General features: G+C 69.1%; 27 protein-coding genes and 3 tRNA genes. 13 read left to right on the plus strand and 17 right to left on the minus strand.

Features of this window, described 5'->3' with window-relative positions; translation table 11 throughout:
• Window positions 1–31: 31 nt before the first annotated feature.
• Window positions 32–889 (minus strand): 3-deoxy-8-phosphooctulonate synthase, encoded by an 858-nt coding sequence (gene kdsA / locus A2790_RS16325; protein WP_293393678.1) that lies wholly within the window; start codon window positions 887–889, stop codon window positions 32–34.
• 177 nt (window positions 890–1,066) lie between these two features.
• Here kdsA and A2790_RS16330 point away from each other — a divergent pair, with 177 nt between their 5' ends.
• The 4 genes from A2790_RS16330 to A2790_RS16345 all read left to right on the plus strand — a co-directional run bounded on the left by A2790_RS16330 (window position 1,067) and on the right by A2790_RS16345 (window position 4,641).
• Entirely contained in the window at window positions 1,067–2,263 is a 1,197-nt protein-coding gene (locus A2790_RS16330) for a cyclopropane-fatty-acyl-phospholipid synthase family protein (protein ID WP_293393680.1), read from the plus strand.
• A 45-nt stretch (window positions 2,264–2,308) separates the two neighbouring features.
• A complete protein-coding gene (locus A2790_RS16335; RefSeq protein WP_293393682.1) occupies window positions 2,309–3,310 on the plus strand; it encodes a cysteine synthase A in 1,002 nt (333 codons plus the stop codon).
• Window positions 3,298–4,140, plus strand: coding sequence for a 3-mercaptopyruvate sulfurtransferase (sseA, locus tag A2790_RS16340; protein ID WP_293393684.1), 843 nt, complete (start codon window positions 3,298–3,300; stop codon window positions 4,138–4,140). Before A2790_RS16335 ends, sseA begins: the two co-directional genes overlap by 13 nt.
• 102 nt (window positions 4,141–4,242) lie before the next feature.
• Complete coding sequence (locus A2790_RS16345; protein ID WP_293393779.1) at window positions 4,243–4,641, plus strand: GNAT family N-acetyltransferase; 399 nt, start codon at window positions 4,243–4,245, stop codon at window positions 4,639–4,641.
• A gap of 8 nt (window positions 4,642–4,649) precedes the next feature.
• On the opposite strand, the gene A2790_RS16350 is transcribed toward A2790_RS16345, so the two are convergent.
• Window positions 4,650–5,753, minus strand: a complete 1,104-nt coding sequence (locus A2790_RS16350; RefSeq protein ID WP_293393686.1) for an amino acid ABC transporter substrate-binding protein — start codon at window positions 5,751–5,753, stop codon at window positions 4,650–4,652.
• Between the two features lie 84 nt (window positions 5,754–5,837).
• Between A2790_RS16350 and metC the strand changes: the two genes are divergently transcribed.
• From metC to A2790_RS16365, 3 genes are read left to right on the plus strand one after another with little or no spacing between them, the layout of a single operon-like run.
• Complete coding sequence (gene metC, locus A2790_RS16355) at window positions 5,838–7,001, plus strand: cystathionine beta-lyase (RefSeq protein WP_293393688.1); 1,164 nt, start codon at window positions 5,838–5,840, stop codon at window positions 6,999–7,001.
• A gap of 54 nt (window positions 7,002–7,055) precedes the next feature.
• A complete protein-coding gene (locus A2790_RS16360; protein ID WP_293393690.1) occupies window positions 7,056–8,042 on the plus strand; it encodes an SDR family oxidoreductase in 987 nt (328 codons plus the stop codon).
• Window positions 8,043–8,071: 29 nt separating this feature from the next.
• The gene (locus A2790_RS16365) at window positions 8,072–8,917 is read left to right on the plus strand and encodes a kinase (RefSeq protein ID WP_293393692.1); all 846 of its coding nucleotides are present in this window, start codon (window positions 8,072–8,074) and stop codon (window positions 8,915–8,917) included.
• On the opposite strand, the gene A2790_RS16370 is transcribed toward A2790_RS16365, so the two are convergent.
• On the minus strand, window positions 8,880–9,665 hold the full coding sequence (locus A2790_RS16370; protein WP_293393694.1) for a pseudouridine synthase: 786 nt from the start codon (window positions 9,663–9,665) through the stop codon (window positions 8,880–8,882). The genes A2790_RS16365 and A2790_RS16370 overlap by 38 nt on opposite strands.
• A 126-nt stretch (window positions 9,666–9,791) precedes the next feature.
• Between A2790_RS16370 and A2790_RS16375 the strand changes: the two genes are divergently transcribed.
• Complete coding sequence (locus A2790_RS16375; RefSeq protein WP_293393696.1) at window positions 9,792–10,262, plus strand: DUF6882 domain-containing protein; 471 nt, start codon at window positions 9,792–9,794, stop codon at window positions 10,260–10,262.
• Window positions 10,263–10,281: 19 nt separating this feature from the next.
• On the opposite strand, the gene A2790_RS16380 is transcribed toward A2790_RS16375, so the two are convergent.
• The 3 genes from A2790_RS16380 to A2790_RS16390 all read right to left on the minus strand — a co-directional run bounded on the left by A2790_RS16380 (window position 10,282) and on the right by A2790_RS16390 (window position 10,787).
• Window positions 10,282–10,358 (minus strand) — tRNA-Arg (locus A2790_RS16380).
• A gap of 12 nt (window positions 10,359–10,370) precedes the next feature.
• Window positions 10,371–10,679, minus strand: coding sequence for an ETC complex I subunit (locus A2790_RS16385; RefSeq protein WP_293393698.1), 309 nt, complete (start codon window positions 10,677–10,679; stop codon window positions 10,371–10,373).
• Between the two features lie 31 nt (window positions 10,680–10,710).
• A tRNA-Pro gene (locus A2790_RS16390) sits at window positions 10,711–10,787 on the minus strand.
• Between the two features lie 54 nt (window positions 10,788–10,841).
• On the opposite strand from A2790_RS16390, the gene A2790_RS16395 reads away from it, so the two are divergent.
• Window positions 10,842–11,453 carry a hypothetical protein gene (locus A2790_RS16395; RefSeq protein ID WP_293393700.1) on the plus strand — a complete coding sequence of 204 codons (612 nt, stop codon included), beginning with the start codon at window positions 10,842–10,844 and terminating at the stop codon, window positions 11,451–11,453.
• On the opposite strand, the gene A2790_RS16400 is transcribed toward A2790_RS16395, so the two are convergent.
• The 9 genes from A2790_RS16400 to A2790_RS16440 form a co-directional block, all read right to left on the minus strand.
• Window positions 11,450–11,872, minus strand: a complete 423-nt coding sequence (locus A2790_RS16400) for a PaaI family thioesterase (RefSeq protein ID WP_293393701.1) — start codon at window positions 11,870–11,872, stop codon at window positions 11,450–11,452. The two genes, A2790_RS16395 and A2790_RS16400, sit on opposite strands and share 4 nt — an antisense overlap.
• Complete coding sequence (locus A2790_RS16405; RefSeq protein WP_293393703.1) at window positions 11,865–12,371, minus strand: DUF192 domain-containing protein; 507 nt, start codon at window positions 12,369–12,371, stop codon at window positions 11,865–11,867. Before A2790_RS16405 ends, A2790_RS16400 begins: the two co-directional genes overlap by 8 nt.
• Window positions 12,372–12,400: 29 nt before the next feature.
• A complete protein-coding gene (locus A2790_RS16410; RefSeq protein ID WP_293393705.1) occupies window positions 12,401–12,976 on the minus strand; it encodes a cold-shock protein in 576 nt (191 codons plus the stop codon).
• Window positions 12,977–13,121: 145 nt separating this feature from the next.
• Window positions 13,122–13,196, minus strand: a tRNA-Glu gene (locus A2790_RS16415).
• 62 nt (window positions 13,197–13,258) lie between these two features.
• Window positions 13,259–15,055 carry a single-stranded-DNA-specific exonuclease RecJ gene (gene recJ, locus A2790_RS16420; protein WP_293393707.1) on the minus strand — a complete coding sequence of 599 codons (1,797 nt, stop codon included), beginning with the start codon at window positions 15,053–15,055 and terminating at the stop codon, window positions 13,259–13,261.
• A 164-nt stretch (window positions 15,056–15,219) separates the two neighbouring features.
• On the minus strand, window positions 15,220–16,173 hold the full coding sequence (gene glpX, locus A2790_RS16425) for a class II fructose-bisphosphatase (protein WP_293393708.1): 954 nt from the start codon (window positions 16,171–16,173) through the stop codon (window positions 15,220–15,222).
• Between the two features lie 49 nt (window positions 16,174–16,222).
• Window positions 16,223–17,518 carry a homoserine dehydrogenase gene (locus A2790_RS16430; protein ID WP_293393710.1) on the minus strand — a complete coding sequence of 432 codons (1,296 nt, stop codon included), beginning with the start codon at window positions 17,516–17,518 and terminating at the stop codon, window positions 16,223–16,225.
• 5 nt (window positions 17,519–17,523) lie between these two features.
• The gene (locus A2790_RS16435) at window positions 17,524–18,744 is read right to left on the minus strand and encodes an LL-diaminopimelate aminotransferase (protein ID WP_293393712.1); all 1,221 of its coding nucleotides are present in this window, start codon (window positions 18,742–18,744) and stop codon (window positions 17,524–17,526) included.
• A 142-nt stretch (window positions 18,745–18,886) separates the two neighbouring features.
• Window positions 18,887–19,270 (minus strand): hypothetical protein, encoded by a 384-nt coding sequence (locus tag A2790_RS16440; protein ID WP_293393713.1) that lies wholly within the window; start codon window positions 19,268–19,270, stop codon window positions 18,887–18,889.
• Between the two features lie 139 nt (window positions 19,271–19,409).
• Between A2790_RS16440 and phaC the strand changes: the two genes are divergently transcribed.
• Window positions 19,410–21,371, plus strand: coding sequence for a class I poly(R)-hydroxyalkanoic acid synthase (phaC, locus tag A2790_RS16445; protein ID WP_293393715.1), 1,962 nt, complete (start codon window positions 19,410–19,412; stop codon window positions 21,369–21,371).
• On the opposite strand, the gene A2790_RS16450 is transcribed toward phaC, so the two are convergent.
• Complete coding sequence (locus tag A2790_RS16450; RefSeq protein ID WP_293393717.1) at window positions 21,368–22,411, minus strand: S41 family peptidase; 1,044 nt, start codon at window positions 22,409–22,411, stop codon at window positions 21,368–21,370. The two genes, phaC and A2790_RS16450, sit on opposite strands and share 4 nt — an antisense overlap.
• A gap of 172 nt (window positions 22,412–22,583) precedes the next feature.
• Here A2790_RS16450 and A2790_RS16455 point away from each other — a divergent pair, with 172 nt between their 5' ends.
• From A2790_RS16455 to A2790_RS16465, 3 genes are read left to right on the plus strand one after another with little or no spacing between them, the layout of a single operon-like run.
• The gene (locus A2790_RS16455; protein ID WP_293393719.1) at window positions 22,584–22,910 is read left to right on the plus strand and encodes a PadR family transcriptional regulator; all 327 of its coding nucleotides are present in this window, start codon (window positions 22,584–22,586) and stop codon (window positions 22,908–22,910) included.
• The gene (locus tag A2790_RS16460) at window positions 22,907–23,473 is read left to right on the plus strand and encodes a DUF1700 domain-containing protein (protein WP_293393721.1); all 567 of its coding nucleotides are present in this window, start codon (window positions 22,907–22,909) and stop codon (window positions 23,471–23,473) included. The genes A2790_RS16455 and A2790_RS16460 overlap by 4 nt, the downstream gene beginning before the upstream one ends.
• Window positions 23,474–23,484: 11 nt before the next feature.
• The gene (locus A2790_RS16465) at window positions 23,485–24,318 is read left to right on the plus strand and encodes a DUF2807 domain-containing protein (protein WP_293393723.1); all 834 of its coding nucleotides are present in this window, start codon (window positions 23,485–23,487) and stop codon (window positions 24,316–24,318) included.
• Between the two features lie 48 nt (window positions 24,319–24,366).
• Here the strand turns inward: A2790_RS16465 and msrB are convergent, their stop codons facing one another.
• Window positions 24,367–24,864 (minus strand): peptide-methionine (R)-S-oxide reductase MsrB, encoded by a 498-nt coding sequence (gene msrB, locus A2790_RS16470; RefSeq protein WP_293393725.1) that lies wholly within the window; start codon window positions 24,862–24,864, stop codon window positions 24,367–24,369.
• Between the last annotated feature and the right edge of the window lie 29 nt (window positions 24,865–24,893).

The following is a 24,893-nucleotide window of genomic DNA, read 5'->3' on the forward strand; positions in this document are numbered from 1 at the left end:
CGCTAGCGTGTGCGGCGCGTTGGCGGGCCGGTCAAGCCGCGCGCACGGCGGCGTGGATCGCCTTGAGCTGCTTCAGGAGCCCTTCGGCGGCGTTGAGCGGCAGGGCGCTCGGGCCATCGCACAGCGCTCGATCGGGATCCGGATGGAACTCCAGGAACACCCCGTCCGCCCCCGCGGCCACCGCGGCGCGAGCGATGACCGGCACCCCCTCGCGCCGGCCGCCCGTGGCCACGCTATTGCTCCGCGGGTCCGCGCCCGGGAGCTGGACGGCGTGGGTGGCGTCGATGGTCACCGGCACACCCAGCTCCTTCATCCGCTCCAGGCCCAGCATGTCCACCACCAGGTTGTTGTAGCCGAAGGAGACCCCGCGCTCGCACAGGATGGTCAGCTCCTGGCCCGGCGTCGCCTCGCGGATCTTGTCGACGATGGCGCGCGCATCCCAGGGCGCCAGGAACTGGCCCTTCTTCACATGCAGCAGCCCGCCCGCCGCGGCCGTCGCCCGGGCCGTCGCCACCACCAGGTCGGTCTGGCGGCACAGGAAGGCCGGGATTTGGACCAGGTCGGCCACCGCCGCCACCGGCTCGGCCTGTTCGACCTCGTGCAGGTCGGTGCAGATCGGCACGTCCAGTTCAGCCTTCACGGCGGCCAGCATCCTCAGCCCCTCGGCAAGGCCCGGGCCACGGTAGCTGCGGATCGACGAGCGGTTGGCCTTGTCGAAGCTGGCCTTGAACACATAGGGCAGGCCCAGTTCGGCGCAGGTCGCCTTCAGCCGGCGGCCGACGTCCAGGGCCATGTCCAGGTCCTCGAATACGTTCAGGCCTGCGATCACCACCAGCGGCTGGCTATCGCCGATCGAGAAGTTCCAGCGATTGAGCGTCAGCGTGGCCATGGGGCTCCTTTGGGGCGTTCGCGCCTCTAGTCGCCCGACCCGCCGCCCATCTCAAGCCCAATCCGGCGCCTCCCGATCCGTGTCTTGACCGTACCTCTCCCACGCCCGATAGCCCGCAATGACGTCGGTGCTATCGTCGGCGTGGCTCAAGGGACGTGAAATGCTCGGAGGTTGCCTGTGACGGACCTGTCGGGAACACCGCTGGTGTTCAGGGCGGCGGCGCGGACGATCATCCGGAATTGGAACACGGGGGTGATGACCTTCGTGTTGCCGGATGGCCGCGAGATCCGCTTGGAGGGTCGCGAGCCCGGTCTTGAGGCGCGGCTGGTCGTCCGCGACTACGACTTCATCAAGCGCACCATCTCGAACGGCACCATCGGCTTCGGCGAAGGCTATATGGCCGGCGAGTGGGACACCCCCGACCTGTCGGTGCTCCTGGAGGTGCTCGCACAGAACTACGCACGCTTCGAAAAGGTGTCGTTCGGCTCGCGCTTCATGGCTGCGCTCAACGTCATCGAGCACGCCCTGGGCCGCAACAACAGCCGATCGGGTTCGAAGAAGAACATCCAGGCCCACTACGACCTGGGCAACGCGTTCTACTCGCGCTGGCTCGACACGACGATGACCTATTCCGCGGCGCGGTTCGAACGGCCCGGCGAGGCCTTGTCCGACGCCCAGAAGCGCAAGTACCGGACCCTCTGCGAGAGCATGGGCCTGGCCCCCGAGCACCACGTCCTCGAGATCGGCTGCGGCTGGGGCGGCTTCGCCGAGTTCGCCGCCAAGGACGTGGGCGCCAAGGTGACCGCCATCACGATCTCCGAGGAGCAGTTCAAGTTCGCCAAGGAGCGGATGTTCCGCCAGGGGCTGAACGAGAAGGCCGAAATCCAGTTGGTCGACTACCGCGATGTGGCGGGTCGGTTCGACCGGGTGGCCTCCATCGAGATGTTCGAGGCGGTCGGCGAGCGGTACTGGCCCACCTATTTCGACAAGGTGCGCGACAGCCTGAAGCCCGGCGGCCAGGCCGGCCTGCAGATCATCACCATCCGCGACGAGTATTTCGAGCACTACAGACGCACGCCCGACTTCATCCAGAAGTACATCTTCCCCGGCGGCATGCTGCCCTCCGAGGAGCGGCTGAGGGCGGCGACCGACCGGGCTGGCCTCGCCTGGGGCCCGATCTCCCGTTTCGGGGTCTGCTACGCCGACACCCTGGCCGAGTGGGGCCGGCGTTTCGAGGCCGCCTGGGACGAGATCACCCGCCTGGGCTTTGACGAGCGTTTCCGCAAGCTCTGGCGCTTCTACCTGAGCTATTGCGAGGCAGGGTTCCGGACCGAGCGCACCGACGTGGTGCAACTCAGTCTCATCAAAGCTTGAGCGGCCCCCTGTTCTGGGCCGCCGCGCTTCCTTAAGTAGGCGGCCATGACCGTCGCGCCCTCCGTCCTCGACCTCATCGGCAACACGCCGCTCCTGCGGCTGCGCCGCGCCAGCGAGATGACCGGGTGCGAGATCCTCGCCAAGGCCGAGTTCATGAACCCCGGCCAGTCGGTCAAGGACCGGGCCGCGCTCTACATCGTCCGCGACGCCGAACGGAAGGGCCTGCTGCGTCCGGGCGGCCGCATCGTCGAGGGCACGGCCGGCAATACGGGCATCGGCCTGGCCATGGTCGGCAAGGCGCTCGGCTACAAGTGCACCATCGTGATCCCCCGGACCCAGAGCCAGGAGAAGAAGGACGCCATCCGGCTCTACGGCGCCGAACTCGTTGAGGTGGACGCCGTCCCCTACTCCAACGAGATGAACTACGTGAAGTATTCCGGGCGCCTGGCGGCGGAACTTGACGCGAAGGAGCCGAGCGGCGCGGTCTGGGCCAACCAGTTCGACAATGTCGCGAACCGCGAGGCTCACGTCCGGGGGACCGGTCCCGAGATCTGGGCGCAGACCGAGGGCAAGGTCGACGCCTTCATCAGCGCCGTCGGCTCGGGCGGCACGCTGGCCGGCGTGGCGCAGGCCCTGCGCGAGCGGAATCCCAAGGTGAAGATCGGTCTGGCCGATCCCCACGGCGCCGCCCTCTACAAATATTACACCGACGGCGAGCTGAAGGCCGAGGGCAGTTCGATCAGCGAGGGTATCGGCCAGGGCCGGATCACCGCCAACCTCACGGACCTCAAGGTCGACCACGCCTACCGCATCTCGGACGAGGAGATGCTGCTGGCCATCTTCGATCTGATGGAATTCGAGGGCCTGGTGATGGGCGGCTCGACGGGGGTCAACGTCGCCGGCGCCATCCGAATGGCCCAGGATCTGGGTCCCGGCCACACCATCGTCACCGTACTTTGCGACCACGGCCAGCGGTATCAATCCAAGATCTACAACCCGCCTTTCCTGCGGGAGAAGGGCCTGCCGGTTCCCTCATGGCTGGAATAGACCCCCTCGTCTCCACCGATTGGCTCGCCGGGCGGCTGGGCGATCCCGGCCTGCGGGTGGTCGACGCCACCCTGCCCCTCGTTGGCCAGCCGGGGCACGGACGCGACACCTATCTGGCGGGCCATATCCCCGGCGCAGTGTTCTTCGACATCAACGCCATCGCCGACCTCGGCACGGACCTGCCCCACATGCTGCCGACGCCGGAGGCGTTCGCCGAGGCCGCCGGCGCACTGGGGCTGGCGCGAGACTCCACCATCGTCGTGTACGACGCCCACGGCATCTATTCGGCCCCGCGCGTGTGGTGGACCCTACGCGCCATGGGCTTTGCGGACGTCTTCGTCCTCGACGGCGGGCTCAGGAAATGGCGCGCCGAGGGTCGTCCGGTCGAAACCGACGTTCCCAGCCCCTCGCCGGTTTCGGTCACCCCCGACTCCAACGCGAGTCTCGTCAGGGACCTGAACGCCGTCGCGGGCATCCTTGCTGACAGCTCGGCCCAGGTGGTCGACGCCCGGTCCGCCGGCCGTTTCCGCGGCGAGGCGCCCGAGCCCCGCGCCAGCCTTCGCTCCGGCCACATGCCCGGCGCGCTGAACTTGCCGTTCGACCAGGTCGTTAACCCGGACGGGACGCTCAAGTCCGCCGCGGATCTCCGCCCGGTCTTCGCGCACGTCGATCTGGCCCGCCCCATCGTCACCACCTGTGGCTCCGGGGTGACCGCCTCGGTGCTGGCCCTGGCCCTGGCGCGCCTAGGGCGGTTCGACGTGGCCGTGTACGACGGCTCGTGGACCGAGTGGGGAGGCCGTTCCGACACCGCCGTGGTCGCGGGAGCCTGACCCATACAGATCCGCCTGGCCCGAGAGAGCGACCTTCCGCACCTGCCTGAGATCGAACGCTCGGCCGCCTCGGCGTTCGAGGGCCGCGACGTCCCTGCCTGGCTGCTCACCGACGCCTCGCCGACCGACGCCTGGCGACCCCACCTGGCGGCCGGCACGCTCTGGGTCGCCGAGATCGAGGATGCGCCCGTCGGCTACCTGGCCGGCCGCATCGATGATCAACGCCTGCACATCGACGAGGTGGATGTCCTGCGCACGCATCAGGGCAAGGGCATCGGCCGAGGGCTGCTGGACACCGCTCGCGCCTACGCCCAAGCGCAGGGGCTTGCCGCCCTCAGCCTGACGACCTTCCGCAACGTGCCGTGGAACGCCCCCTTCTACGCCTCGTTCGGCTTCCGCGAATGGGACCCGGAGGACGCGCCCGCCAGCATCCGTCAGGCCCTCGCCTACGAGGCCGCCAAGGGGCTGGCCGACCGCTGCGCCATGATCATGGAGCTGTAGCGGCGCGGTCACCGCATGGGTGGCGCATACATCAGCCCGGGCGCCGGCGCGTTCCACAGGGCGTTGAGGCCGCGGTCCAGTCGCAGGGCCGAGTCCTGGCCCAGGTCGCGGCGGAAGATCTCGTGATAGGCGCCGACCTGCCGGATCACCTGGAACGCCCAGTCGGCCTTCAGGCCCAGCAGGGCGCCGAGGTCGCCCTCCACACCCAGCAGCCGGCGCGTCTCCGGGTCTGTGGCCGTCTCGCGAGCCTGCTCCACCGTGCGCGCGCTCAACCCCAGTTCCTCGCCCAGCAGCGTTGCATAGACCGTCCAGCGCACGATATCGGCCCACACGGGATCGTCCTGGCGCACCACGGGCCCGAGCGGCTCCTTCGAGATCACATCGGGCAGGATCACATGCCCATTGGGGTTGCTCAGCAGCGAGCGCGATGCGGCCAGCGCCGAGATGTCGGCGGTGAAGACGTCGCAGCTTTCGGCCTCGTACAACTGGCGGGCCTTCTCCTCCGTGGCAGCCACTACGGCGCGGTACTTTAGGCCGCGGACGCGGAAGTAGTCCTCGACGTTGCCCGCGCTGGCGGTGCCCTCCTGCACGCAGACGCGCGCGCCGTTCAGCTCCTCGGCGCTGGCCAGGCCCATCGACCGCGGCGCCAGGAACCCCTGGCCGTCGTAGTAGGTGACGACCGGGAAGGTCACGCCCAGGCCGACCTCGCGCGCGAAAGTCTGGGAGGTGTTGCGCGACAGCAGGTCCAATTGGCCCTTCTGCAGGGCGCCGAAGCGGTCCTGCGCGCCGATGACGGTGAACCGCACCTTGGTGGCGTCGCCCAACGTCGCGGCCGCCACGGCGCGGCAGACATCCACGTCGAAGCCGCGCCACGCTCCGCGCGCGTCCCGCAAGGCAAAGCCCGGCAGGCCCTCATGGACGCCGCAGGCGACGTAGCCGCGCGCCTTCACAGCCTTCAGCGTCGGACTCTCGGCCGGCTCGTATCCGGCCTGTGCCGATCGGGCCTTGACGGCCGGCGCGGCCTCCGGAGCCTTGGTCTCTGGCGCGGGCGGCCGGCTGCATGCGCTTAGGAACGCTATCGCCGCCGCGATCGCCGTGAGGCGCCGGATCATCGCTGCTCCCTTGAAACGCTGAAGGGCTTGGGGCTCTAAGTGCCTTGGCACTTTCGCCAGCGTCGCCCGGACCCGCAACCCCGCATGTCGGATGAGACTCGCCTGATCCACGCCGGCAAGACCGGCGGCGCGCTCGCCAAGACCGTCGGGCCGCCGATCCAGAAGGGTTCGACCGTGCTGCTGCCCAATGCGGAGGCGCTCTACGACGACGCCAACCACGTGACTTATGGCCGCGGCGGCCTGGCGGCCCAGGCGTGCCTGCAGGAAGCCCTGGCCGTCCTGGAAGGCGCGGTGGGCGTGTCGCTTTATCCGTCGGGCATCGCGGCGATCTCGGGCGCGCTCATGGCCCTGCTGAAGGCGGGCGACGAGATCCTGGTCGTCGACAACGTCTACAAGCCCGTCCGCCGGTTCTGCGACCAGGTGCTCAAGCGGTTCGGCGTGACGGTGATCTATTTCGATCCGCACACCCCGCCCGAGACCCTGGTCACCACAGCCTCCGACGCCGTGCGCCTGATCCTTCTGGAAAGCCCCGGCTCGCTGTCCTTCGAGATGCAGGACGTGCCCCGCATCGCCGAACTGGCGCGCGAGCGGGGCATCCTGACCGCCATCGACAACACCTGGGCGGCGGGGCTCCTGTTCAAGCCGCTCGCCCACGGCGTCGACCTGTCCATCCAGGCGCTGACCAAGTATGTGGGCGGTCACTCGGACGTGTTCATGGGGTCCGTGGCCGCCCGCGACCCCGCCCTGGTGCGCAAGCTGGTCGACGGCGTCCATCACATGGGCTGGGCCGTCTCCGGCGAGGAGGCGTACGCGATCCTCCGCGGCCTTCGCACCCTGCCCACACGCATGGCCCGCCACGCCGACAGCGGCCTGACCGTCGCCCGCTGGTTGGGCGACCAGCCGGAAGTCCGCCAAGTCCTGCACCCGGGCCTGCCGAGCTTTTCCGACCACGCGCTGTGGGCGCGCGACTTCACGGGCGCCTGCGGGCTGTTCGGCTTCGTCCTGCGGCCTGCGCCCGAGGCGGCGGTCAACGCCTTCCTCGACGCCCTCAAGCTGTTCGGTCTGGGCTTCTCCTGGGGCGGATTCGAGAGCCTGGCCATCTCCTGCGATCCGCAGCTCCACGTCCGGCGGTTCGCAACCGACTACGGCGGTCCGCTGATGCGCCTGCACGTGGGCCTCGAGGACCCTGAAGACCTGATCGCCGATCTACGCCGCGGCCTGGACGCCTACGCCAAACTCGCCGACTGAGCGGAACCCCTGGGTCCCTCCCGCGCTTGCTGGCCGAGCAGCAAGGAGAGCGTGATGACTGGCGCGCAGCAAGGCTTCGAGGACCGCGCCGAGCGCGTGGCCGACGACGAGCGGAAGATCCAGAAGGAGATCGAGGCGAAGGAGAAGCGGTCCTTCAAGGCTGACGACGATGCGCCGCCCCAGACCGGCGCCCGCGCCTACCCCGTGCCGCCGCTGCCGGGGAAGCACCTGGAAAAGCCGGGGGTCGAGGCCGACCTCACCCTGAAGCCGATGTGGGACGCCCCGTTCTACAAGGGCTCCGAGAAGCTCAAGGGCAAGGTCGCCCTGATCACCGGCGGCGACTCCGGCATCGGCCGGGCGGTGGCCGTGCTGTTCGCGCGCGAAGGCTGCGACGTCGCGATCGCCTATCTCGAGGAGGAGGAGGACGCCGAGGCCACGAAGGCCGCCGTGGAGAAGGAAGGGCGCAAGGCGATACTCATCCCCGGGGATGTGGCCGATCCCGAATATGCCGAGGCCGCGGTGGCAAAGACCATCGAGGCTCTCGGCGGTCTGGACATCCTGGTGAACAACGCGGCCTTCCAGGAACACGCAAAGTCCATCGAAGACCTGACCTACGAGCACTTCGACCGCACTCTGAAGACGAACCTCTACGGCTATTTCAACATGGCCAAGGCCGCCGCGCCCCACCTGAAGCCGGGCTCGGCGATCATCAACACCGGGTCGGTCACCGGGCTGGAGGGCTCGAAGGAACTCCTGGACTATTCGATGACCAAGGGCGGGATCCACGCCTTCACACGGTCGCTTGCGGGGTCGCTGATCAAGAAGGGGGTTCGCGTCAACGCCGTGGCGCCCGGCCCCGTCTGGACGCCGCTGAACCCCGCCGACAAGTCGGGGGATGAGCTTCAGCAGTTCGGCGCCAAGACGCCCATGGGCCGCCCGGCCCAGCCGGAGGAGATCGCGCCGGCCTTCGTGTTCCTGGCGTCGCCGCAGACCTCCAGCTACATCACCGGCGAGATCCTGCCGATCGTCGGCGGGTACTAGGGCGCGCTGGGGAACGCTTGGACGACTGGTTGGCGGAATTCATCGCCGAAGAGCGCCTGCCGGAAACCTTCCAGTCGACGTTCGACGAGGTCTGCCGCCCACTCGCCGACCGCTGCGTCGACTGGCGCGCCGACTTCGGGCGCACGGCGGTCGTCGGTCTCTGCGGCGCGCAGGGTTCGGGCAAGTCGACCGTGGCGGCGGCGACGGAGCGCTATCTCAACCGCAACGGTCTGAAGACGGTCGCGATCTCCCTGGACGACTTCTACCTCGGCCGCGAAGCCCGCGCTTGGCTCGCCGCCAAAGTCCACCGCCTGCTCCAGGTCCGCGGGCCGCCCGGCACCCACGACGTGGCCCTGGCCTGTGCTGTGGTCGATCACCTCCGCGGCCAGGGGACGACGCCCCTGCCCGCCTTCGACAAGGCCACGGACGAACGCCAGCCCAAGAGCCGCTGGCGCACGATCGAGGGGCCGGCCGACGTGGTGATCCTAGAGGGCTGGTGCGTCGGCGCCCGACCGGAGCCCGCGGAACGGCTGACGCAGCCCGCCAACGGCCTGGAGCGGCGCGACGATCCCACCCGCGCCTGGCGAGGCTATGTGAACCGCCAGCTCGCTGAGCACTATCAGGCGCTCTTTGGCCGGCTGGACCGGCTGGTCCTCCTCCAGGCGCCCAGCTTCCACGTGGTCCGCGGCTGGCGCGTGGAGCAGGAGGCGAAGCTGCGCGCCCGCACCGGGGGCGGCATGTCCGACGGCGAGGTGGGCCGGTTCGTGCAGTACTACGAGCGGCTCACGCGCTGGATCCTGGCCGAGATGCCGGAGCGGGCCGACTGGGTGGTGCCGCTCAATCCCGACCGGACGCCGGTCCCTTTGACGACCTGATCATCGCCTCGCGCTCGGCGGCCGTCATGACCCGCCACCGACCCTCCGGCAGATCGCCCAGCTGAAGCGGCCCGATCCGGATGCGCTTCAGGTCCATCACCCGCAGGCCGACCAGCTCGCACATGCGTCGGATCTGGCGATTGCGGCCCTCGGTGAGCACGAAGCGCAGGACCTGACCCTGGATCACGCTCACCTTGGCCGGGCGCAGCTTGCGGCCGTCCAGCTCCAGGCCGTGGCGCAGGCGGTCCAGCGTCAGCTCGTCGATGCGCCCGGCGACGCGGACGACGTATTCCTTGTCCAGCTCCGACTGCGGCCCGATCACGGCCTTGGCCAGCACGCCGTCGTTGGACAGGATCAGCAGGCCGTGGCTGTCCAGGTCCAGCCGACCTAAAGGCGGCAGGCTCATCTTCGCGTCGGGTATCGTGGCGCTCTCGCCCACCAACGCCTGCCGCGTCAGCAGGCGCACCGCCGGCGTATAGCCCGGCTCCGGCTGGCCCGAGACGTAGCCGGTCGGCTTGTTCAGGACGGCGGTGAAGCCTTCCAGCCGTCCCTCGGCCTTGTCCGTAAGCGTCAGGGTCTGGCCGGGCTGGATCTTGCGGCCCGCGTCCTCCACCCGCTCCCCGTCGATATAGACCAGCCCCTCGCCGATCAGCGCCTCGGCCTCGCGCCGCGAACACACGCCGCTCTGCGCCAGCCACTTGTTCACGCGCTGCGGCTCGGCTTCGTCGTAGGTCTTTGTCCAGGCCATGAAGGGCTGCTTACACGGCCGCGGCGGCGGCGAACATGGCGGAGAGATGTGGCGTGTCCCGCTTGGCGGCGCGATCGCAATAGCTAAAGTTGCGGTGCGTCAGTTCGCGAGATGGAGGAGCCCGGCGTGTCCGAAGCCAGGGAGCCGGAGGCGACCCTCAAGCGCAGCCTCGAATATCTCCAGCTCAAGATGCAATCCCATGCGGAGGCCTGGGGCCTCGGCTCCGCCGAACGGTGGGATATCGACATGGATCAGGGCCTGATCTGGTTCACACAGCCCGAAGTGCGCGTCACGGCTAAGGTGCAGGTTATCGGCACGCACCATGCGAGCGACGCGTCGTGGCTGTGGGCCTGGGACCATCCCTCTGTGGAGGAGCCGCTCTTCCGCGACGCCCTCCTCGTGGAAGCGTTCGGCCGAAAATACGGCCTCTACCGGTACGTGACGCGCAGTATTCGCTGCACGAGAGACGAAGCCTGGCAGTTCACGGCCCTCGCCTGCCACCTTGCGCAAGCGTCCGGGGCCTATTGTGGCTTGGCCAGCGGGGATACGGCCATCTACGTGACATTCCACGACGCGGCGATCGAGCGTCTGGGCTGACGCTGCCACACTTTGCGGATGGCGCGCCCGGCAGGACTCGAACCTGCAACCGTCCGCTTAGAAGGCGGATGCTCTATCCGGTTGAGCTACGGGCGCTCAGGCGAGACCTCAGTGGGTCCAGGGGATCCGTCTGCCGAAGGCGAAGTTGTCGGCATAGGCCTTGATGATGCGCTTGGCCGGCGCCGGGTCGATGAGTTGGAAGGCGATCCCGTGCGTCTCGGCGTAGCGCACGGCCTCTTCCTTGGTGTCGAAGGTCAGGCGCACCTGGCTCGACTCGGTGTCGGTCGTCACCGTCCAGCCCATCAGCGGGTCGGGCCGGCGCGCGGCCTTGGGCTCGAACTCCAGAACCCACGCCGCCGCCTTGGCGCGGCCCGACTGCATGGCGGTCTTGGACGGACGGTAGATGCGCGCGAGCATGCTGTTCTTCAGACCTCAAATTCCGCCGGCGTGGTCGGGGCGGAGAGATTCGAACTCCCGACCCTCTGCTCCCAAAGCAGATGCGCTACCAGGCTGCGCTACGCCCCGAGGGCGCCGGAACGCCTGCCCTACAAGGGTTTACCCGGTCCGGTAAAGGGGCTGATGCGCCGCGGCGGCCCGGCCTTCAACGTGCAAGCCATGCTGTTCGTCGAGCCGGGCGCGACGGCCCGGCCAGCGGGGCTCAAGACATTCGCTCCATACACGGAGACGATGATGAAGGCTTTCCTGCCCAGCCGCAGTGCGGTTCTCGGCGCCTGTCTGGTCGCTGTGACGTCCGCTGCGCACGCCGCCGAGCCGCCAGTCGTGGAGACCGGGGACAGCCAGAAGACCTGCGCGGCCCTGACCGAGGAGATCAACGCCCTGTCCGCCAGCGAAGCCAAGGCCGCCCGGCGCGCGGAGTCGGGCCGCAAGTTCCTGGGCTTCGCGGGCGCGGCCCTCCAGGCGGCGGCTCCCTTGCTGAGCAGCGGCAAGCTGGGCGGGGGTCAGGGCGGCTATGCGGCGCAGCAGGCCCTGGGCGCCATCCAGCAGCAGGCCATGCAGCAGCAACAGCAGCAGATGCAGGTCCAGATGCAGCAGCAGTTGGCCCAGGCCTACGGCGCCATGCCGGGCATGGCGGCGACGTCCGAGGCGCCGCAGGCCGAGCCCGCGCCCGTCAACCCCCGCGCCCAGCGCCTGGCCCATCTGAAGGGCCTGTTCGCCGACAAGAGCTGTTAGCCCGGCCGGCCCATCAGCTTGAAGACGCCTGACGCGCGGACGATGTCCACCCCGCGGGCGTGCAGGCGGCCGTCGGCAAAGGCCACGTCCCGGCTGGCCCGGCTCATCCGCGCCTCGCCGACGATCCAGTCGCCTTCGCGGGCCATGTGCAGGAAGTCGATGGAGAGGTGGATCGTCACGCCCACCTTCTGCGTGCCCCGTCCCACCGCCGCCGCCAGCAGCCCGTCGGTAAAGGCGGACAGCATCCCGCCGTGTACGATGCCGATGCCGTTGGTATGGCGCGGCAGGGCGTAGAACGCCTGCTCGACCAGGTCGCCGGCGCCGAGCCGGTGGTAGTAGGGGCCATTGTGGGTCGAGAACGGGCCGCGGCCCTTGGTCAGGACAAAGCCGGCCGGCGGCTCGGGGATCTCGTCAGCCACGCGGCAGCGCCCGATGCAGCACCCGGTCGCCGGGCAGGAGGCCGATCTGCGCCGCGCGGCCCGCCGCGAGCTCCAGCACGAACTTCGCCGGCCCCGCCGACGGCGCGCCGCGCTCGTCCAGCGGTTGGACATTGCGGCTGATCGAGACGACCCGGCCGTTCTCGCCGATGTAGATGATGTCCAGCGGGATGAGCGTGTTCCGCATCCAGAACATCTGCGGCCCGGCCTTGGCGAACAGGAACAGCATGCCGCGGTCGGCCGCGAGGCTCCGGCGGCACATCAGGCCGTACTCGCGCTCCCGATCGCTGTCGGCCACCTCGACCATAAAGGCGTGCAGGCCCTTGTCGGTTCGGACCTGGAGCGCCTCCAGTGGCTTGATCTCGGGCTGGCCCTTGCAGGCCTTTGGGTCCTGACGCGGAATCTGCGCCAAGGCCGGCGCGGCGCACAGCGCCAAGGCCAGGGCGACGCCCAGCCGCCGGCCGATCAACTCATGCAACACGAAGGCAGCTCCGAAGCGTGTCGTCTCTCTTACGAGAGGTTAGACGCTTCGATCTCGGCCACGACAAGTCCCTTAGGGCCCTCGGCGAACCTGACCATGACGCTCTCGCCCGGCTGGAGATCCTCCATGCCCGACCGCCGAAGCGTCTCGATGTGGACGAAGATGTCGCCCGGCTGGTTGTCGCGCACCACGAAGCCGTAGCCCTTGGCGCGGTTGAACCACTTCACCTTGGCCTCTTCCAGCGGGCCGGTGGCCTGGACAGGTCGGCGCGGCGGACGGCTCAGACCCTCGGGGCGGCTGCGCATCGCGTCGGGACGTGGCGGAGCCGGCGTGGCGGAGCTTTCGTCAACCAGCACGACCTCGGCGACCTGCCAGCCCTTGGGTCGGCGGACGACATCGCAGGTGATCAGCGAGCCTTCGAGGCAGCTTTCACGGCCTGAGGTCCTGAGGCTCGTGACATGGAGCAGCACATCCTTGAGGTCGGTGAGACTTGGATCGTCGGGGACAATGAAGCCGTAGCCCTTGCCCACGTCGAACCACTTCACGCGCCCGCAAATCCGCACCGGCGGCGGCGCATCCACTTGCTCGAATTCGTAACCAGCCATTCGCCCCTCGGCCCGCTACCCTCCCGACAATTGGGTCGGAGCCGACTATAACACTGTTCTTGTAACATATGGGACGTCAATGGTGATTCGCGTTCGGCGAATCCTGCGCCGCGCGAGGTCGAGCACCTGATGTGGGGAAATCGCGTGGCAGTCCCTAGGGGAGTCGAACCCCTCTCTCCAGGTTGAAAACCTGGCGTCCTAACCGATAGACGAAGGGACCGCGTGCGCGAGAGGCGGCTCTATAGCGGCCTTCTTTTTGGGGCGCAAGCGGCCGAAACGGACTTATGTTCGGCGGGGGTCGGCGACGTCCTCGATCTCGAGTTCCACCCCTTCGCGCCCCTGCCAGTCGTCGGGTTTCAGACGGCCGGCCACATGGACCGAGCCACCTTCCTGCAGGAGGCGACGGCCCGCCTCGGTGTCCTCGACCCGCCAGGCGACGGCCTTGAGTCGGCCCCCGCTTCCGTCGGCCAGGGTGCAGCGCACGTGTCCGCCGCGCAGGGCCATGGGCCGTTCGATTCGCACGTCCGCCGCAGCGAAGGTTGGTTCGGGATTGCCCGGCCCGAACGGCGCCAGCCGCTGGAAGTCGCTCCAGAGGCTTCGGTCGGCGCCCCGAGTCGTCACCAGGGCGTCGATTTCCAGCCCGTCCGCGGCCGCGGCGATCTCGGCCTCGACCGCCATCCGCTCGCAGAGAAAGGCTCGGAGTTCGGGGATCGTGTCGGGCCGCACCGACAGGCCGGCCGCCATGGCATGGCCGCCGCCGGCCAGCAGCAGCCCTTCCTCGTAGGCGGCCTGGACCGCCCGCCCCAGGTTGACGCCCGGCTGCGACCGGCCGGACCCCTTGCCCACGTCGGCGGCCCGGTCGATCCCGATGACGACCACCGGCTTGCGGTAACGCTCGCGCAGCCGCCCGGCGACGATGCCGATCACCCCGGGATGCCAGCCGTCGTCGGCGACGATCAGGCAGGGCGCGTCGGCCTGGTTGCTTTCACGCTCGATGTGGCGGATCGCCGCCTCCTGGACCTCGGCCTCCACCTGTTTGCGTGAGGCGTTGAGCGCGTCCAGCTCCGCAGCCAGGGCCTGCGCCTCCGCCGGATCGTCGGTGGACAGCAGCCGCGCGCCGAGATCGGCGCGGCCGATGCGCCCGCCGGCGTTGATCCGCGGCCCCAGCAGGAAGCCGACGTGGAATACGGACGCCGGCCCCTGGGACTTGGCGACCTCCATCAGGGCCTTCAGTCCCGGGTTGCCCCAGGCCGACATGACCTTCAGACCCTGGGCGACCAGGGCGCGGTTGAAGCCGGTGAGCTGGGTCACGTCGCAGACGGCGCCCATCGCGGCGAGGTCCAGCCAGGTCTTCAGATCGGGACCCGCACCCGCGCAGAGGCCTCGCTTGCGCGCCTCGCGAGACAGCGCCGCAAGCAGCACGAAGCTCACCCCCGCCGCGGCCAAATGCCCCTGCCCCGAACCACAATCCGGCCGGTTCGGGTTCACTAGAGCCGCCACCGCCGGAATCTCGCCCCGCCGCATCAGGTGGTGGTCCACCACCACGACCGGGAGGTCGATCTCCACCGCACACGCCAGGGCGTCGTGCGCCGCCGCGCCGCAGTCCACGGTGACGACCAGCTCCGCGCCCTCGGCCTTCAGGCGGCGGAAGGCGGCGGGCGATGGGCCATAGCCCTCGTTGATCCGGTCGGGGACATAGATCGACAGCTCCAGGCCCATCGCCCGGAACCAGCGCACGATCAGCGAGGCCGAGGAGGCTCCGTCGACGTCATAGTCGGCGAACACCACGATCCGACGGCGCGCCTCCAGCGCGTCCACCAGGATCTCCGCGGCCCTGTCCATGTCTGCGAACGATGAGGGGTCGGGGAACAGCGCCTTCAGCGTCGGGTTCAGGAAGTCGGCGCAGGCCTCGACGGTCACACCGCGCGAGGCCAGGGCCCGGGCCAGCGGCTCGGACAAGCCATGGTCCAGCTGGTGGCGGCGAACGACATCCGCCTCGGCGGCTCGCTGGCGCCACAGCCGCCCGCTCAGCGAGCGCGTGACGCCCAGGAACCCCACATGCGCGCTCCCGTCCGCCATCCGCCTGTCCGCTCCTTAGCCTTGCGCGGCACTATCGGCCGGCGGCCTACGAGTCGCTAGGACCTATCGCCCTACGCGCCCTGTGCGACAGATCCGGTCGCATTGACGCGGAACGCCGCCCGGAGGTCTCCGGACGGCGGCACGCGAACCTTGACCGGATTGACCTAGACGGGCCGCTTCATCCGCACGTCGCGCACGGTCCGGGTGGCCGAGTTCATGACCAGGGTGTGGGTATGCACGAAGCCGCCCGAGTAGGTGACGCCGTCCAGCAGCGCGCCCTTGGTGACGCCCGTGGCGGCGAAGATCGCGTCGGCGCGGACCATCTCGTGCAGGTCGTACTTCTTGTCGAGGTCGGTGATCCCGACCCGGGCGGCGCGCGCCCGCTCGTCGGCGTTGCGGAATACCAGCCGTCCCTGGAACTGCCCGCCCACGCACTTCAGCGCCGCGCAGGCCAGCACGCCCTCCGGCGCCCCGCCGGAGCCGACATAGAGGTCGATCCCGGTCTCGGGGTCGGTCGTGTTGATCACGCCGGCCACGTCGCCGTCGGTGATCAGGTGCACGCGCGCGCCGACGGAACGGGCCGAGGCGATGATGTCGGCATGGCGCGGACGGTCCAGGATGCAGACCGTGATATCGCTGGGATCGACACCCTTGGCCTTGGCGAGCGCCTTGATGTTGTCGGCCGGGCTCTTGTCCAGGTCGATGACCCCGGCCGGATAGCCGGGACCGCAGGCGATCTTGTCCATGTAGGTGTCGGGGGCGTTCAGCATGGTGCCCTTGGGCGCCCAGGCCATCACCGCGCAGGCGTTGGCCATCGCCTTGGCCGTCAGGGTCGTCCCTTCCAGCGGATCGAGGGCGATGTCGATCTTGGCGCCTTTGCCCTTGCCCACCTTCTCCCCGATGTAGAGCATCGGCGCCTCATCGCGCTCGCCCTCGCCGATGACGATCTCGCCATCGATGTCGAGGTCGTTCAGCGCGGTGCGCATGGCGTCCACGGCGGCTTGGTCGGCGGCCTTTTCGTCGCCGCGACCCACGAGCTTCCAGGCGGCGATGGCGGCGATCTCGGTCACCCGGACCGCGTCCAGCACCAGTCCGCGATCCAGAACTTCAGAACTCATCTCGTTTCCAACCCCAGCGTGCGCATCTCTATCGGAGGCGCGTTTGACCCTAGATGCGGGCGATCCGCAACAGATGAGGACGATCCAACACCGCGGGCAGACCCGCAATCCGCTCGACTGCCGCCGTCAGGACAGATTCCGCCACGGCGTGGGTCGTCAGGACGATCGGCACGCCCTCGGCGCCTTCCGTCGGCTTCTGCAGGAAGCTCTCGATGGACACGCCGGCCTCGGCGAGCGTCTCGGAGACCGCCGCGATCACACCCGGCTCGTCCTTCACCAGGAAGCGGAGATAGGCGCGTCCCGTCATCCGCGACGGGTCGATCGGATCGAACGGCTTCAGCGAACTGGCCGGCGCCTGGAAGACGGGCCGGACCGCACCGGTCATCACATCCGCGATGTCGGCGGCCACGGCTGCGGCCGTCGGCCCTGCCCCGGCCCCCGGGCCCTGGACGAAGATCCGCCCCGTCCGCGCGCCCTCGATGAAGAGCGCGTTCAGCGCCCCGCCCGCCTGGGCCAGCGGGTGGTTGAGCGGCGCCAGGGAGGGATGCACCCGCACCAGCACGCCGTCGGCCGAACGCTCGGCCGAGGCCACCAGCTTGATGCGATAGCCCAGGTCTTTCGCCATGCGGATGTCCAGCAGGTCGACCTGCTCGATGCCCTCGATCTCGGCCGCGGCGAAGTTCGGCGCGCAGCCGAAGGCCAGCGCCGCGAGGATCGAAATCTTGTGCGCCGCGTCGAAGCCGCCGACGTCCATGGTGGGATCGGCCTCGGCGTAACCCAACCGCTGGGCCTCGGCGAGCACCTCGGCGAACGAACGGCCTGTCGCCTCCATCTCGGTGAGGATGTAGTTGCAGGTGCCGTTGAGGATGCCGGCCACCGAGCGGATCTCGTCGCCAACCAGGGCCTCGCGCACGATCTTCACGGCCGGGACCCCTCCCATGACGGCGGCCTCGAACAGCAGCGGCGCGCCCTTGGCCTCGGCCAGGGCGGCCAGTTCGGCGCCGTGCTCGGCGATCAGGGCCTTGTTGGCCGTCACGACCGGCTTGCCTGCGGAGAGCGCCGCCTCGACCGCCGCCTTGGCCGGACCGTCGGAGCCGCCGATCAGCTCGACGAAGAGGTCCACGTCCGGCGAGTTCGCCAACGCCACCGGATCGTCGAACCAGGGCAGGTTCGAGATGTCGAACGGCCGGGGCCGCGAGCGTGACCGCGCCGACACGCCGGTGACGACCGCCCGGCCGCCCGCCGGTGCGAAATCCGGATGCTCGGAGAGGAAGGTCAGCAGGCCCGCACCGACCGTGCCGAGGCCCGCGACGCCGATGCGCCAGGTCTTTCGATCGCTTCCCATGTCGGTCACTGTGCGGCCAGGGCGTTGTGGGCGCGCCCCAGGATCTCCTCGGAGTTGGCCAGGAACTTCTTCACGCTGCGCGCCGCTTGGCGGATGCGGTGCTCGTTCTCCACCAGGCCGATGCGGACATAGCCTTCGCCATATTCACCGAACGCGATGCCGGGCGCCACGGCGACGCCGGCCTCCTCGATCAGCAGCTTGGAGAACAGCATCGATCCGGCTTCCTCGTACTGCGGTGGCAGCTTGGCCCAGGCGAACATCGAGGCCGGCGGCGCGGGGATGTCCCACCCGGCCCGCTTCATCGATGACACCAGGGTGTCGCGGCGGCCCTTGTAGATCGCCCGGATCTCGTCGATGCAGTCGGTGGGCCCGTTCAGCGCCGCCGCAGCGGCCACCTGGATCGGTGTATAGGCACCGTAGTCCAGATAGGACTTCACCCGGGCCAAAGCCGCGCACATCCGTTCGTTGCCGACCACCATGCCGACCCGCCAGCCGGCCATGGCGAAGGTCTTGCTGAGCGAATTGACCTCGACGGCGATGTCCTTGGCGCCCTCCACCTGCAGCAGCGACGGCGGCGGGTTGTCGTCGAAATAGATCTCGGAATAGGCGATGTCGGACAGCACCAGCAGGTCGTGCTTGCGCGCCAGGGCCACGACCTCCTTGTAGAAGTCGAGGTCCACCCACTGGGCGGTCGGGTTCGACGGATAGCTGACGATCAGCACGCTGGGCGGCGGCGCCGAGTGCTTCACGGCGCGGCTGATCCCCGAGAGGTATTCCTCCGGGCTGCCGGCCGGCACGTGGCGGATCACGCCGCCCGCCATGATGAAGCCGTAGGCGTGGATCGGATAGGCGGGGTTCGGGCAGATGATCACATCGCCGGGCGCAGTCAGGGCCTGCGCCAGGTTGGCGAACCCTTCCTTGGAGCCCAGGGTCGAGATCACTTCGCGGTCCGGATCAAGCTTCACGCCGAAGCGGCGCGCATAGTAGCCGGCCATGGCCTTGCGCAGGCCCGAGATGCCTTTTGAGGCGGAATACCGGCCGGCCTTCGGGTCCCGGGCGGTCTCGATCAGCTTCTCGACGATGTGCTTGGGGGTCGGCATGTCGGGATTGCCCATGCCGAAGTCGATGATGTCCGTACCCTGGCCACGGAGGCGGGCCTTGATGCGGTTCACCTCCTCGAAGACGTAAGGCGGGAGGCGGCGGATGCGGTGGAATTCGGGTGTCATAGGTAGAGCTCTCTCGCCGCGGTTCGCCCATGCGGCCGATCTGCGAGCTGACGTCAGGCTTCGATAGACTCAGGGCGGGAGTCCGCCAAGCCGGCTTGGGGGATTTTTATGCCTCTCGCGGCCCCAAAAGCCCCATCGGGGCTCAGCGCCGCGGAGGCGGGGTAGCTCGTTCGCGCAATTCCCGTGCGAAAGCCTCGGCGTCGCCGGGCTTCGGGGGTTCGATCTGCGGCCCTGCGTCGCGGCGGGCCTTCTCGGCGAAGGCGTCGGTGCCTTGCAGCGTCCAGGTGCCCGGCGCGGTCGCCTGGGTCAGGGCCTCGCCTTCGGCCAGCACGGCATAGGCGTCACGGCCGTACTGGGCCAGCGGGCGAATGTCGGTGGGCGCCTTGGGAATCGAGGCAAACGTCGGGAACTTGCCGGGCTGGCGGGTCAGTCGGGTGACGTCGGCGGCCACGGGCGAGGCCGGATCCACCTTGGCGTCCTTGAACGGATTGCCGACGCAGCCGCCCAGCAGCAGGGAACCCGCCACGACGGCGAGCGCTGTGCCAGCCCAGGGCTTCTTCGGAAAAAACGGGCGCGACGCGTTCATTTGCGCCAAGGTCTTATGCGATGATTGCGACCGGCGGAAGAGCGCGACTTCAGATCGCGCCATTCGGGAGAACGACAGGATGAGCGAGCAGACCTCGACCCCGGCCAAGGGGCCGAAGAAGGCCGGCTCCAAGAAGGGCGGCAAGAAGGCCGCCAAGGCGCCCGTGGCCGAAGGCAAGACCTTCAAGCCCGAGCCCGCGCCGCAGCACCCGCCCTCGCAGCCCCCGCCGCAACTGGGTCTGCCCAGCTTCGATCCGGCGGCGTTCACCGCCGAGCAGCGCGCGCACGTCGAGCAGCTGTCGATGAACCTGGCCCGCGCCGCGATCACCGCCCAGGGCGCGATCGCCGAGATGGCCCTGCGCCAAGCCGACCGACCGGCCGCCCTTTCGCCCGATCCCTTCCATGTGGCCCCTGCCCTCACCCAGGTCATGAGCCGGCTGGCGGCCCAGCCGGACCGGATGATGCGGGCCCAGGCCGACCTCTTCTCCCGCTATCTCGACCTGTGGCAATCGACCGCCCGCCGGGCCGGCGGCGAGGCGCCCGACCCGGTCGTCGCGCCGGCCAAGGGCGACAAGCGATTCGCCGACCCTGACTGGTCGGACAATCCGGTCTTCGACGTCATCAAGCAGTCCTACCTGCTCACCGCCAACTTCCTGAACGGCCTTGTGGCCGACGTGGACGGCGTCGATCCGCTGGAGAAGCGGCGGGTCGAGTTCTTCATGAAGATGCTGACCGACGCCTTCTCGCCGTCGAACTTCCTCGCCTCCAACCCGACGGCGCTGAAGGAGGTCATGGCCACCGGCGGCGCCAGCCTGGTCAAGGGCATGGAGAACTTCCAGGCCGACCTGCAGCGGGGCGGCGGACAGCTCTCCATCGCCCAGACCGACTACGACATGTTCAAGATCGGCGAGAATGTCGCCACGGCGCCCGGCAAGGTGATCTTCCGCAACGAGATCATCGAGCTGCTGCAGTTCTCGCCCGCGACCGAAGAGGTGTTCGAGATCCCGCTGGTGATCTTCCCGCCCTGGATCAACAAGTTCTACATCCTGGACCTGCGCCCCGAGAACTCGATGATCCGCTGGCTAGCCGCCCAGGGGATCACCGTCTTCGTGGCCTCGTGGGTGAACCCCGACGCGGCGCTCGCGACCAAGACCTTCGAAGACTACATGCGCCAGGGGATCTACGAGGGCGTCGCCGCGGCCCGAAAGCAGGCGGGCGTCGACCACGTGAACACCGTGGGCTACTGCATCGGCGGCACGCTTCTGTCCGCCACGCTGGGCCACATGGCCGCCAAGGGCGACACCTCCATCGGCTCGGCCACCTTCTTCGCCGCGCAGCAGGACTTCTCCGAGGCCGGCGACCTCCTCCTGTTCACGAACGAGGACTGGCTGAAGGACCTCGAGGCCAAGATGGACGAAGGGGGCGGCGTCCTCTCGGGCCAGACCATGGCCGACACGTTCAACGCCCTGCGCGGCAACGACCTGATCTGGTCGTTCTTCGTGAACAACTATCTCCTGGGCAAGGAGCCCAAGCCTTTCGACCTGCTGTTCTGGAACTCCGACCAGACGCGGATGCCCAAGACACTGCACACCTTCTACCTGCGCCGCTTCTACGGCGACAACGCCATGGCCAAGGGCGAGCTCACCCTGGACGGGGTCCAGATCGACCTCGGCAAGGTGAAGGTCCCCGTTTACGTCCAGTCGTCCAAGGAAGACCACATCGCGCCGGCGCGCTCGGTCTACAAGGGCGCGCGGCTGTTCGGCGGCCCAACCACCTTCACTATGGCCGGTTCGGGCCACATCGCCGGCGTGATCAATGCGCCCGCCGCCAACAAGTACCAGCACTGGACCAACGACAAGCTGCCCGCCACCCTCGAGGAATGGCAGGCGGGCGCCGTCGAGGCCCCGGGCTCGTGGTGGCCGAACTGGCTGGCCTGGCTGTCGGCGAGGTCCGGCGGAAAGGTCCCGGCCCGCGACCCGGCCAAGGGTCCGCTGAAGCCGTTGGGCGACGCGCCGGGCGACTATGTGAAGGTGAAAAGCTAGAGCGCCTGGTCGGCCAGCAGCGTCGCTTTCGGGTCGGCGATCGCCGCCGCGCGCTCGGCCTCGGATTTCGGCGTGGAGACCATCGGCTTGGCGACCGCCAGGGCGCGCGCGTAGGCTTCGGTCAGAGCCTGATCGACGGGAACCTCCACGTCTGGCTTCACGCCGACGCCTTCCCAGTTTCCCCCGGTGGTCGGGTGGACCACCTTGCCGGTCGGGATGAAGACGCGGAAGCCGTAGTCCAGCCGGAACGGCCGGTTCGAGGGGTTGGCCGCCCCCGACGTCGTCTCGCCCACCAGCAGCGCCCGCTTCGCCGCCTGCAGATCGTAGGCGAAGGCCTCCGCGGCCGACGCGGTTCGGGAAGAGGTCAGGACGAAGACCGGCTTGTCGGGATAGAGCGGGCCGTCCGTCGGGGTCGCCGCCCGGCGCTGCATCACGTCGGTCCCACCCGACGCCGTCCGCCAGAAGATCTTCGCCATCGGGATCGGCGTCCTGGAGAGGTGGCCCAGCAGCGCCTCGTCGCTGGCGCCGCCGCCCCCGCGGTTGGCGCGCAGGTCGATGATCAGGGCGTCGGTGTCCTTGAGCAGCTCCATCATCGTGTTCGACAGCCGGCCGCCCGCCTCGCCCTGCTCGAAATAGCTGGTCTTGAGCAGCCCGATGTTGCCCGGCAGCCGCCGCACCGACATCAGGCCGTAGGCGAGGCGCCGATCGACCAGCGCCTGCTCTTCATCGCTGAGCCGCGCCCCGCGGCTGGCGTCGTTGGTCTCCAGCGACACCTTCAGGTGACGGTCCCGCGAGACGGCGTAGAGGTCGCGACTGACCGCCTCCGCAAATGCGGCGCGGGTGTCGAGTTTCACGTACTCGGCCTTGTGCGCCTTCAGGCTGGCCTGGACCTCGGCGGCCACCTTCGGGTCCATGTAGCCATCCATGTGCGCAACCAGCTGGTCCACGACCTCCGAGGCCGCCTTGGGGGTCAGGTCCCCCGCAAGTGCGCATGCGGGCGCGGCGGCGATCAGGGCGGCGAACAACAGGTTGCGGAACATCGGACACTCCGGTTGGGGAGCGGCTCGTTGCCACGGTCAAGGCTGCCGGCCGAGTTAAGTCTCTTTCATCATCCGTAACGCCGCTCGCCGGGTTACTAAGGTTTAATGCAAGCTACCTTGCACCGCACAGTACCTGGCGGTACTCAATGGCTCAGCAAGGAGGGGCGATCACGTGCCCGAAGCCATTGAGATCCAGCTGAAGAAGGGGGCGCTCGAACTCTGTGTTCTGGCCCTCCTCCACCGGCACGACAGCTACGCCTATGAGATCGCGAGCCGGCTCGCCGACGCCATCGGCATGGGCGAAGGCACGATCTATCCGCTGATGCGCCGGCTGCAGTCCGACGGCCTGGTCGAGACCTATCTGGTCGAGAGCTCCGCCGGTCCGCCGCGCAAGTACTACCGGCTGAGCGAGGCCGGAAAGAAGAGCTTCAACTCGCAAGCCGCAGCCTGGAAGTCGTTTTCCGGCGCGGTCGACACCATCCTCGGAGGGGCGCAATGACTCGCCAGGCTTTTATGGCCCGGCTGCGGGAGGGGCTTCGCGGCCTGCCCCCGCAAACCGTGACCGATATCGTCGCCGACTACGAGGCGCACTTCGCCGACGGCGAGGCCGCAGGCCGCACCGAAGCCGAGGTCGCCGCGGCGCTGGGGGACCCCGATCGCCTGGCCCGCGAGATCCGCGCCGAGAGCAGCCTCAACCGCTGGCGCGAGGAGCGTAGCCCCTCGTCGGCCGCGGCCGCAGTGTTTGCGGTGCTGGGCCTGGGCGCCATCGACATCCTTGTCCTGCTGCCGATCCTGATGGGCGTGGCTGGCGCCATCGTCGGCCTGGCCGTCGCGGTCATCGTCTGCTTCTTCGCGGGCGCCGTCGTCTTCGCCGCGGGCCCGTTCACCGACCCGCCCGGCGGCCCGATCACGGCGATCCTGGCCGGCATCGGCATCATGGCCGGATCCGCCTCGGGCGGGGCCCTGCTGACCATCGTCTCGATCGGCCTGATGAACGCCCTCGTCTGGTACGGCCGCCTCCACTACCGGCTGCTCAAGCCGGCCCTCGAACCGCAAGCCTGAGGAGCGAAGACATGATCCGCGTACTCTTCATGATCGCCGCCGCCGGCTTCGTGCTCTCGGTAGGAACGCTCTCGGCTGCGATCGCCATCGGTGGTCCGGAAGCCGTGACCCGCGGCGGCTGGCACATGTTCTCGGGCGGCTGGGGCGAGCGGGACAATCATACCCACGGGCGCTGGGACTCCGACGACGGTGGACCCGGCGACTGGGGTCCGGACGCCGGCCCGCAGGCCACCCGCACCCTCGCCTGGACCGGCGGCGACAGCCTGGACCTCGGTCTCGCCGCCGACGTCCGCTATGTCCAGGCCGACGGCCCGGGCACGGTGACCGTCACGGGGCCGCAGCGGGCGGTGGACCGCGTGGTCGTGCGCGGCGACAGCATCCGCTACGGACGCGGCGGCGGCCACTGGCGTCCGAAGCTGAGCATCGTGGTCCGCGCGCCTGCCATCAATCGCTTCGATGTCGCCGGCTACAACGCCCTGGCCATCGAAGGCTACCGGCAGAAGACCTTGCGCCTCGACGTGGCCGGCATGGCCAAGGTGACCGCCTCCGGTGAGGTCGAGGACCTGGAGCTCGACATCTCCGGCAAGGGCGATGTCGACCTTGGCGCCCTCAAGACCCGAGGCGCGGACGTGGACATCTCCGGCGCGGCCGAGGCGACCATCGCCCCGACCGAATGGGCCAGGCTCGACATCTCCGGCGCGGGCGACGTGCGGCTGCTCACTAACCCCCGCAGCCTCGAGACCGACATCAGCGGCGCGGGCAAGGTGCGTCAGGGCGAAGCCGCCCGTACGCCGTCGCCGCCCTCGCCACCCCAGGCTCCCAGCCCGAAGAGCGACAAGCTCTAGGCTGCAACTGACCGGCCCGGGACCTTGCGCCGTCCCGGGCCGGCTTTTTCAGGCGGGCACGAACTTCAGCGCAAAGCCGTTGTTGCAGTAGCGCAGGCCGGTTGGACGCGGTCCGTCATCGAACACGTGGCCCTGATGGCCCAGGCATTGGGCGCAGTGGTACTCGGTCCGCGGCACGCCGATCTTGTGGTCTGTCTTCGTCGCCAGGGCCCCCGGCAGGGCCCGGTAGAAGCTGGGCCAGCCGGTGCCGCTCTCGTACTTCGTGGTCGAGCTGAATAGCGGCAGGCCGCACCCCAGGCAGGCGAACGTGCCCTTGCGCTTCTCCTTGAGCAGGGGGCTGGATCCCGGCCGCTCGGTGTCCTCGTGGCGCAGGATCCGATAGCTGGCCGCAGGCAACCGCTTGCGCCACTCGGCGTCAGTGATCTTGCGATAGGGCGAGTTGGCGTAGGCGTCGCGGGCGGCCGCGAGGGACGACGTCGGAACGGCGATGGCCAGGGCGGAGGCGGCGGCGAGGAAACCCCGCCGGTCGAGGGACATGGTGCTCATGCTCCTATGTACGTGCGGCGCGTCCGAAA

The sequence above is a fragment of the Phenylobacterium sp. RIFCSPHIGHO2_01_FULL_69_31 genome, from assembly GCF_001824475.1.
In the GTDB taxonomy this organism is placed as follows: domain Bacteria; phylum Pseudomonadota; class Alphaproteobacteria; order Caulobacterales; family Caulobacteraceae; genus Phenylobacterium.

Excerpts from the sequence above, each read along its gene's own strand:
- kdsA (WP_293393678.1), bottom strand. The coding sequence starts at position 889 with ATGGCCACGCTGACGCTCAATCGCTGGAACTTCTCGATCGGCGATAGC.
- A2790_RS16335 (WP_293393682.1), top strand. The coding sequence starts at position 2,309 with ATGACCGTCGCGCCCTCCGTCCTCGACCTCATCGGCAACACGCCGCTC.
- sseA (WP_293393684.1), top strand. The coding sequence starts at position 3,298 with ATGGCTGGAATAGACCCCCTCGTCTCCACCGATTGGCTCGCCGGGCGG.
- A2790_RS16350 (WP_293393686.1), bottom strand. The coding sequence starts at position 5,753 with ATGATCCGGCGCCTCACGGCGATCGCGGCGGCGATAGCGTTCCTAAGC.
- metC (WP_293393688.1), top strand. The coding sequence starts at position 5,838 with ATGTCGGATGAGACTCGCCTGATCCACGCCGGCAAGACCGGCGGCGCG.
- A2790_RS16360 (WP_293393690.1), top strand. The coding sequence starts at position 7,056 with ATGACTGGCGCGCAGCAAGGCTTCGAGGACCGCGCCGAGCGCGTGGCC.
- A2790_RS16370 (WP_293393694.1), bottom strand. The coding sequence starts at position 9,665 with ATGGCCTGGACAAAGACCTACGACGAAGCCGAGCCGCAGCGCGTGAAC.
- A2790_RS16385 (WP_293393698.1), bottom strand. The coding sequence starts at position 10,679 with ATGCTCGCGCGCATCTACCGTCCGTCCAAGACCGCCATGCAGTCGGGC.
- A2790_RS16395 (WP_293393700.1), top strand. The coding sequence starts at position 10,842 with ATGCGCCGCGGCGGCCCGGCCTTCAACGTGCAAGCCATGCTGTTCGTC.
- A2790_RS16410 (WP_293393705.1), bottom strand. The coding sequence starts at position 12,976 with ATGGCTGGTTACGAATTCGAGCAAGTGGATGCGCCGCCGCCGGTGCGG.
- recJ (WP_293393707.1), bottom strand. The coding sequence starts at position 15,055 with ATGGCGGACGGGAGCGCGCATGTGGGGTTCCTGGGCGTCACGCGCTCG.
- glpX (WP_293393708.1), bottom strand. The coding sequence starts at position 16,173 with ATGAGTTCTGAAGTTCTGGATCGCGGACTGGTGCTGGACGCGGTCCGG.
- A2790_RS16430 (WP_293393710.1), bottom strand. The coding sequence starts at position 17,518 with ATGGGAAGCGATCGAAAGACCTGGCGCATCGGCGTCGCGGGCCTCGGC.
- A2790_RS16435 (WP_293393712.1), bottom strand. The coding sequence starts at position 18,744 with ATGACACCCGAATTCCACCGCATCCGCCGCCTCCCGCCTTACGTCTTC.
- phaC (WP_293393715.1), top strand. The coding sequence starts at position 19,410 with ATGAGCGAGCAGACCTCGACCCCGGCCAAGGGGCCGAAGAAGGCCGGC.
- A2790_RS16450 (WP_293393717.1), bottom strand. The coding sequence starts at position 22,411 with ATGTTCCGCAACCTGTTGTTCGCCGCCCTGATCGCCGCCGCGCCCGCA.
- A2790_RS16460 (WP_293393721.1), top strand. The coding sequence starts at position 22,907 with ATGACTCGCCAGGCTTTTATGGCCCGGCTGCGGGAGGGGCTTCGCGGC.
- A2790_RS16465 (WP_293393723.1), top strand. The coding sequence starts at position 23,485 with ATGATCCGCGTACTCTTCATGATCGCCGCCGCCGGCTTCGTGCTCTCG.
- msrB (WP_293393725.1), bottom strand. The coding sequence starts at position 24,864 with ATGAGCACCATGTCCCTCGACCGGCGGGGTTTCCTCGCCGCCGCCTCC.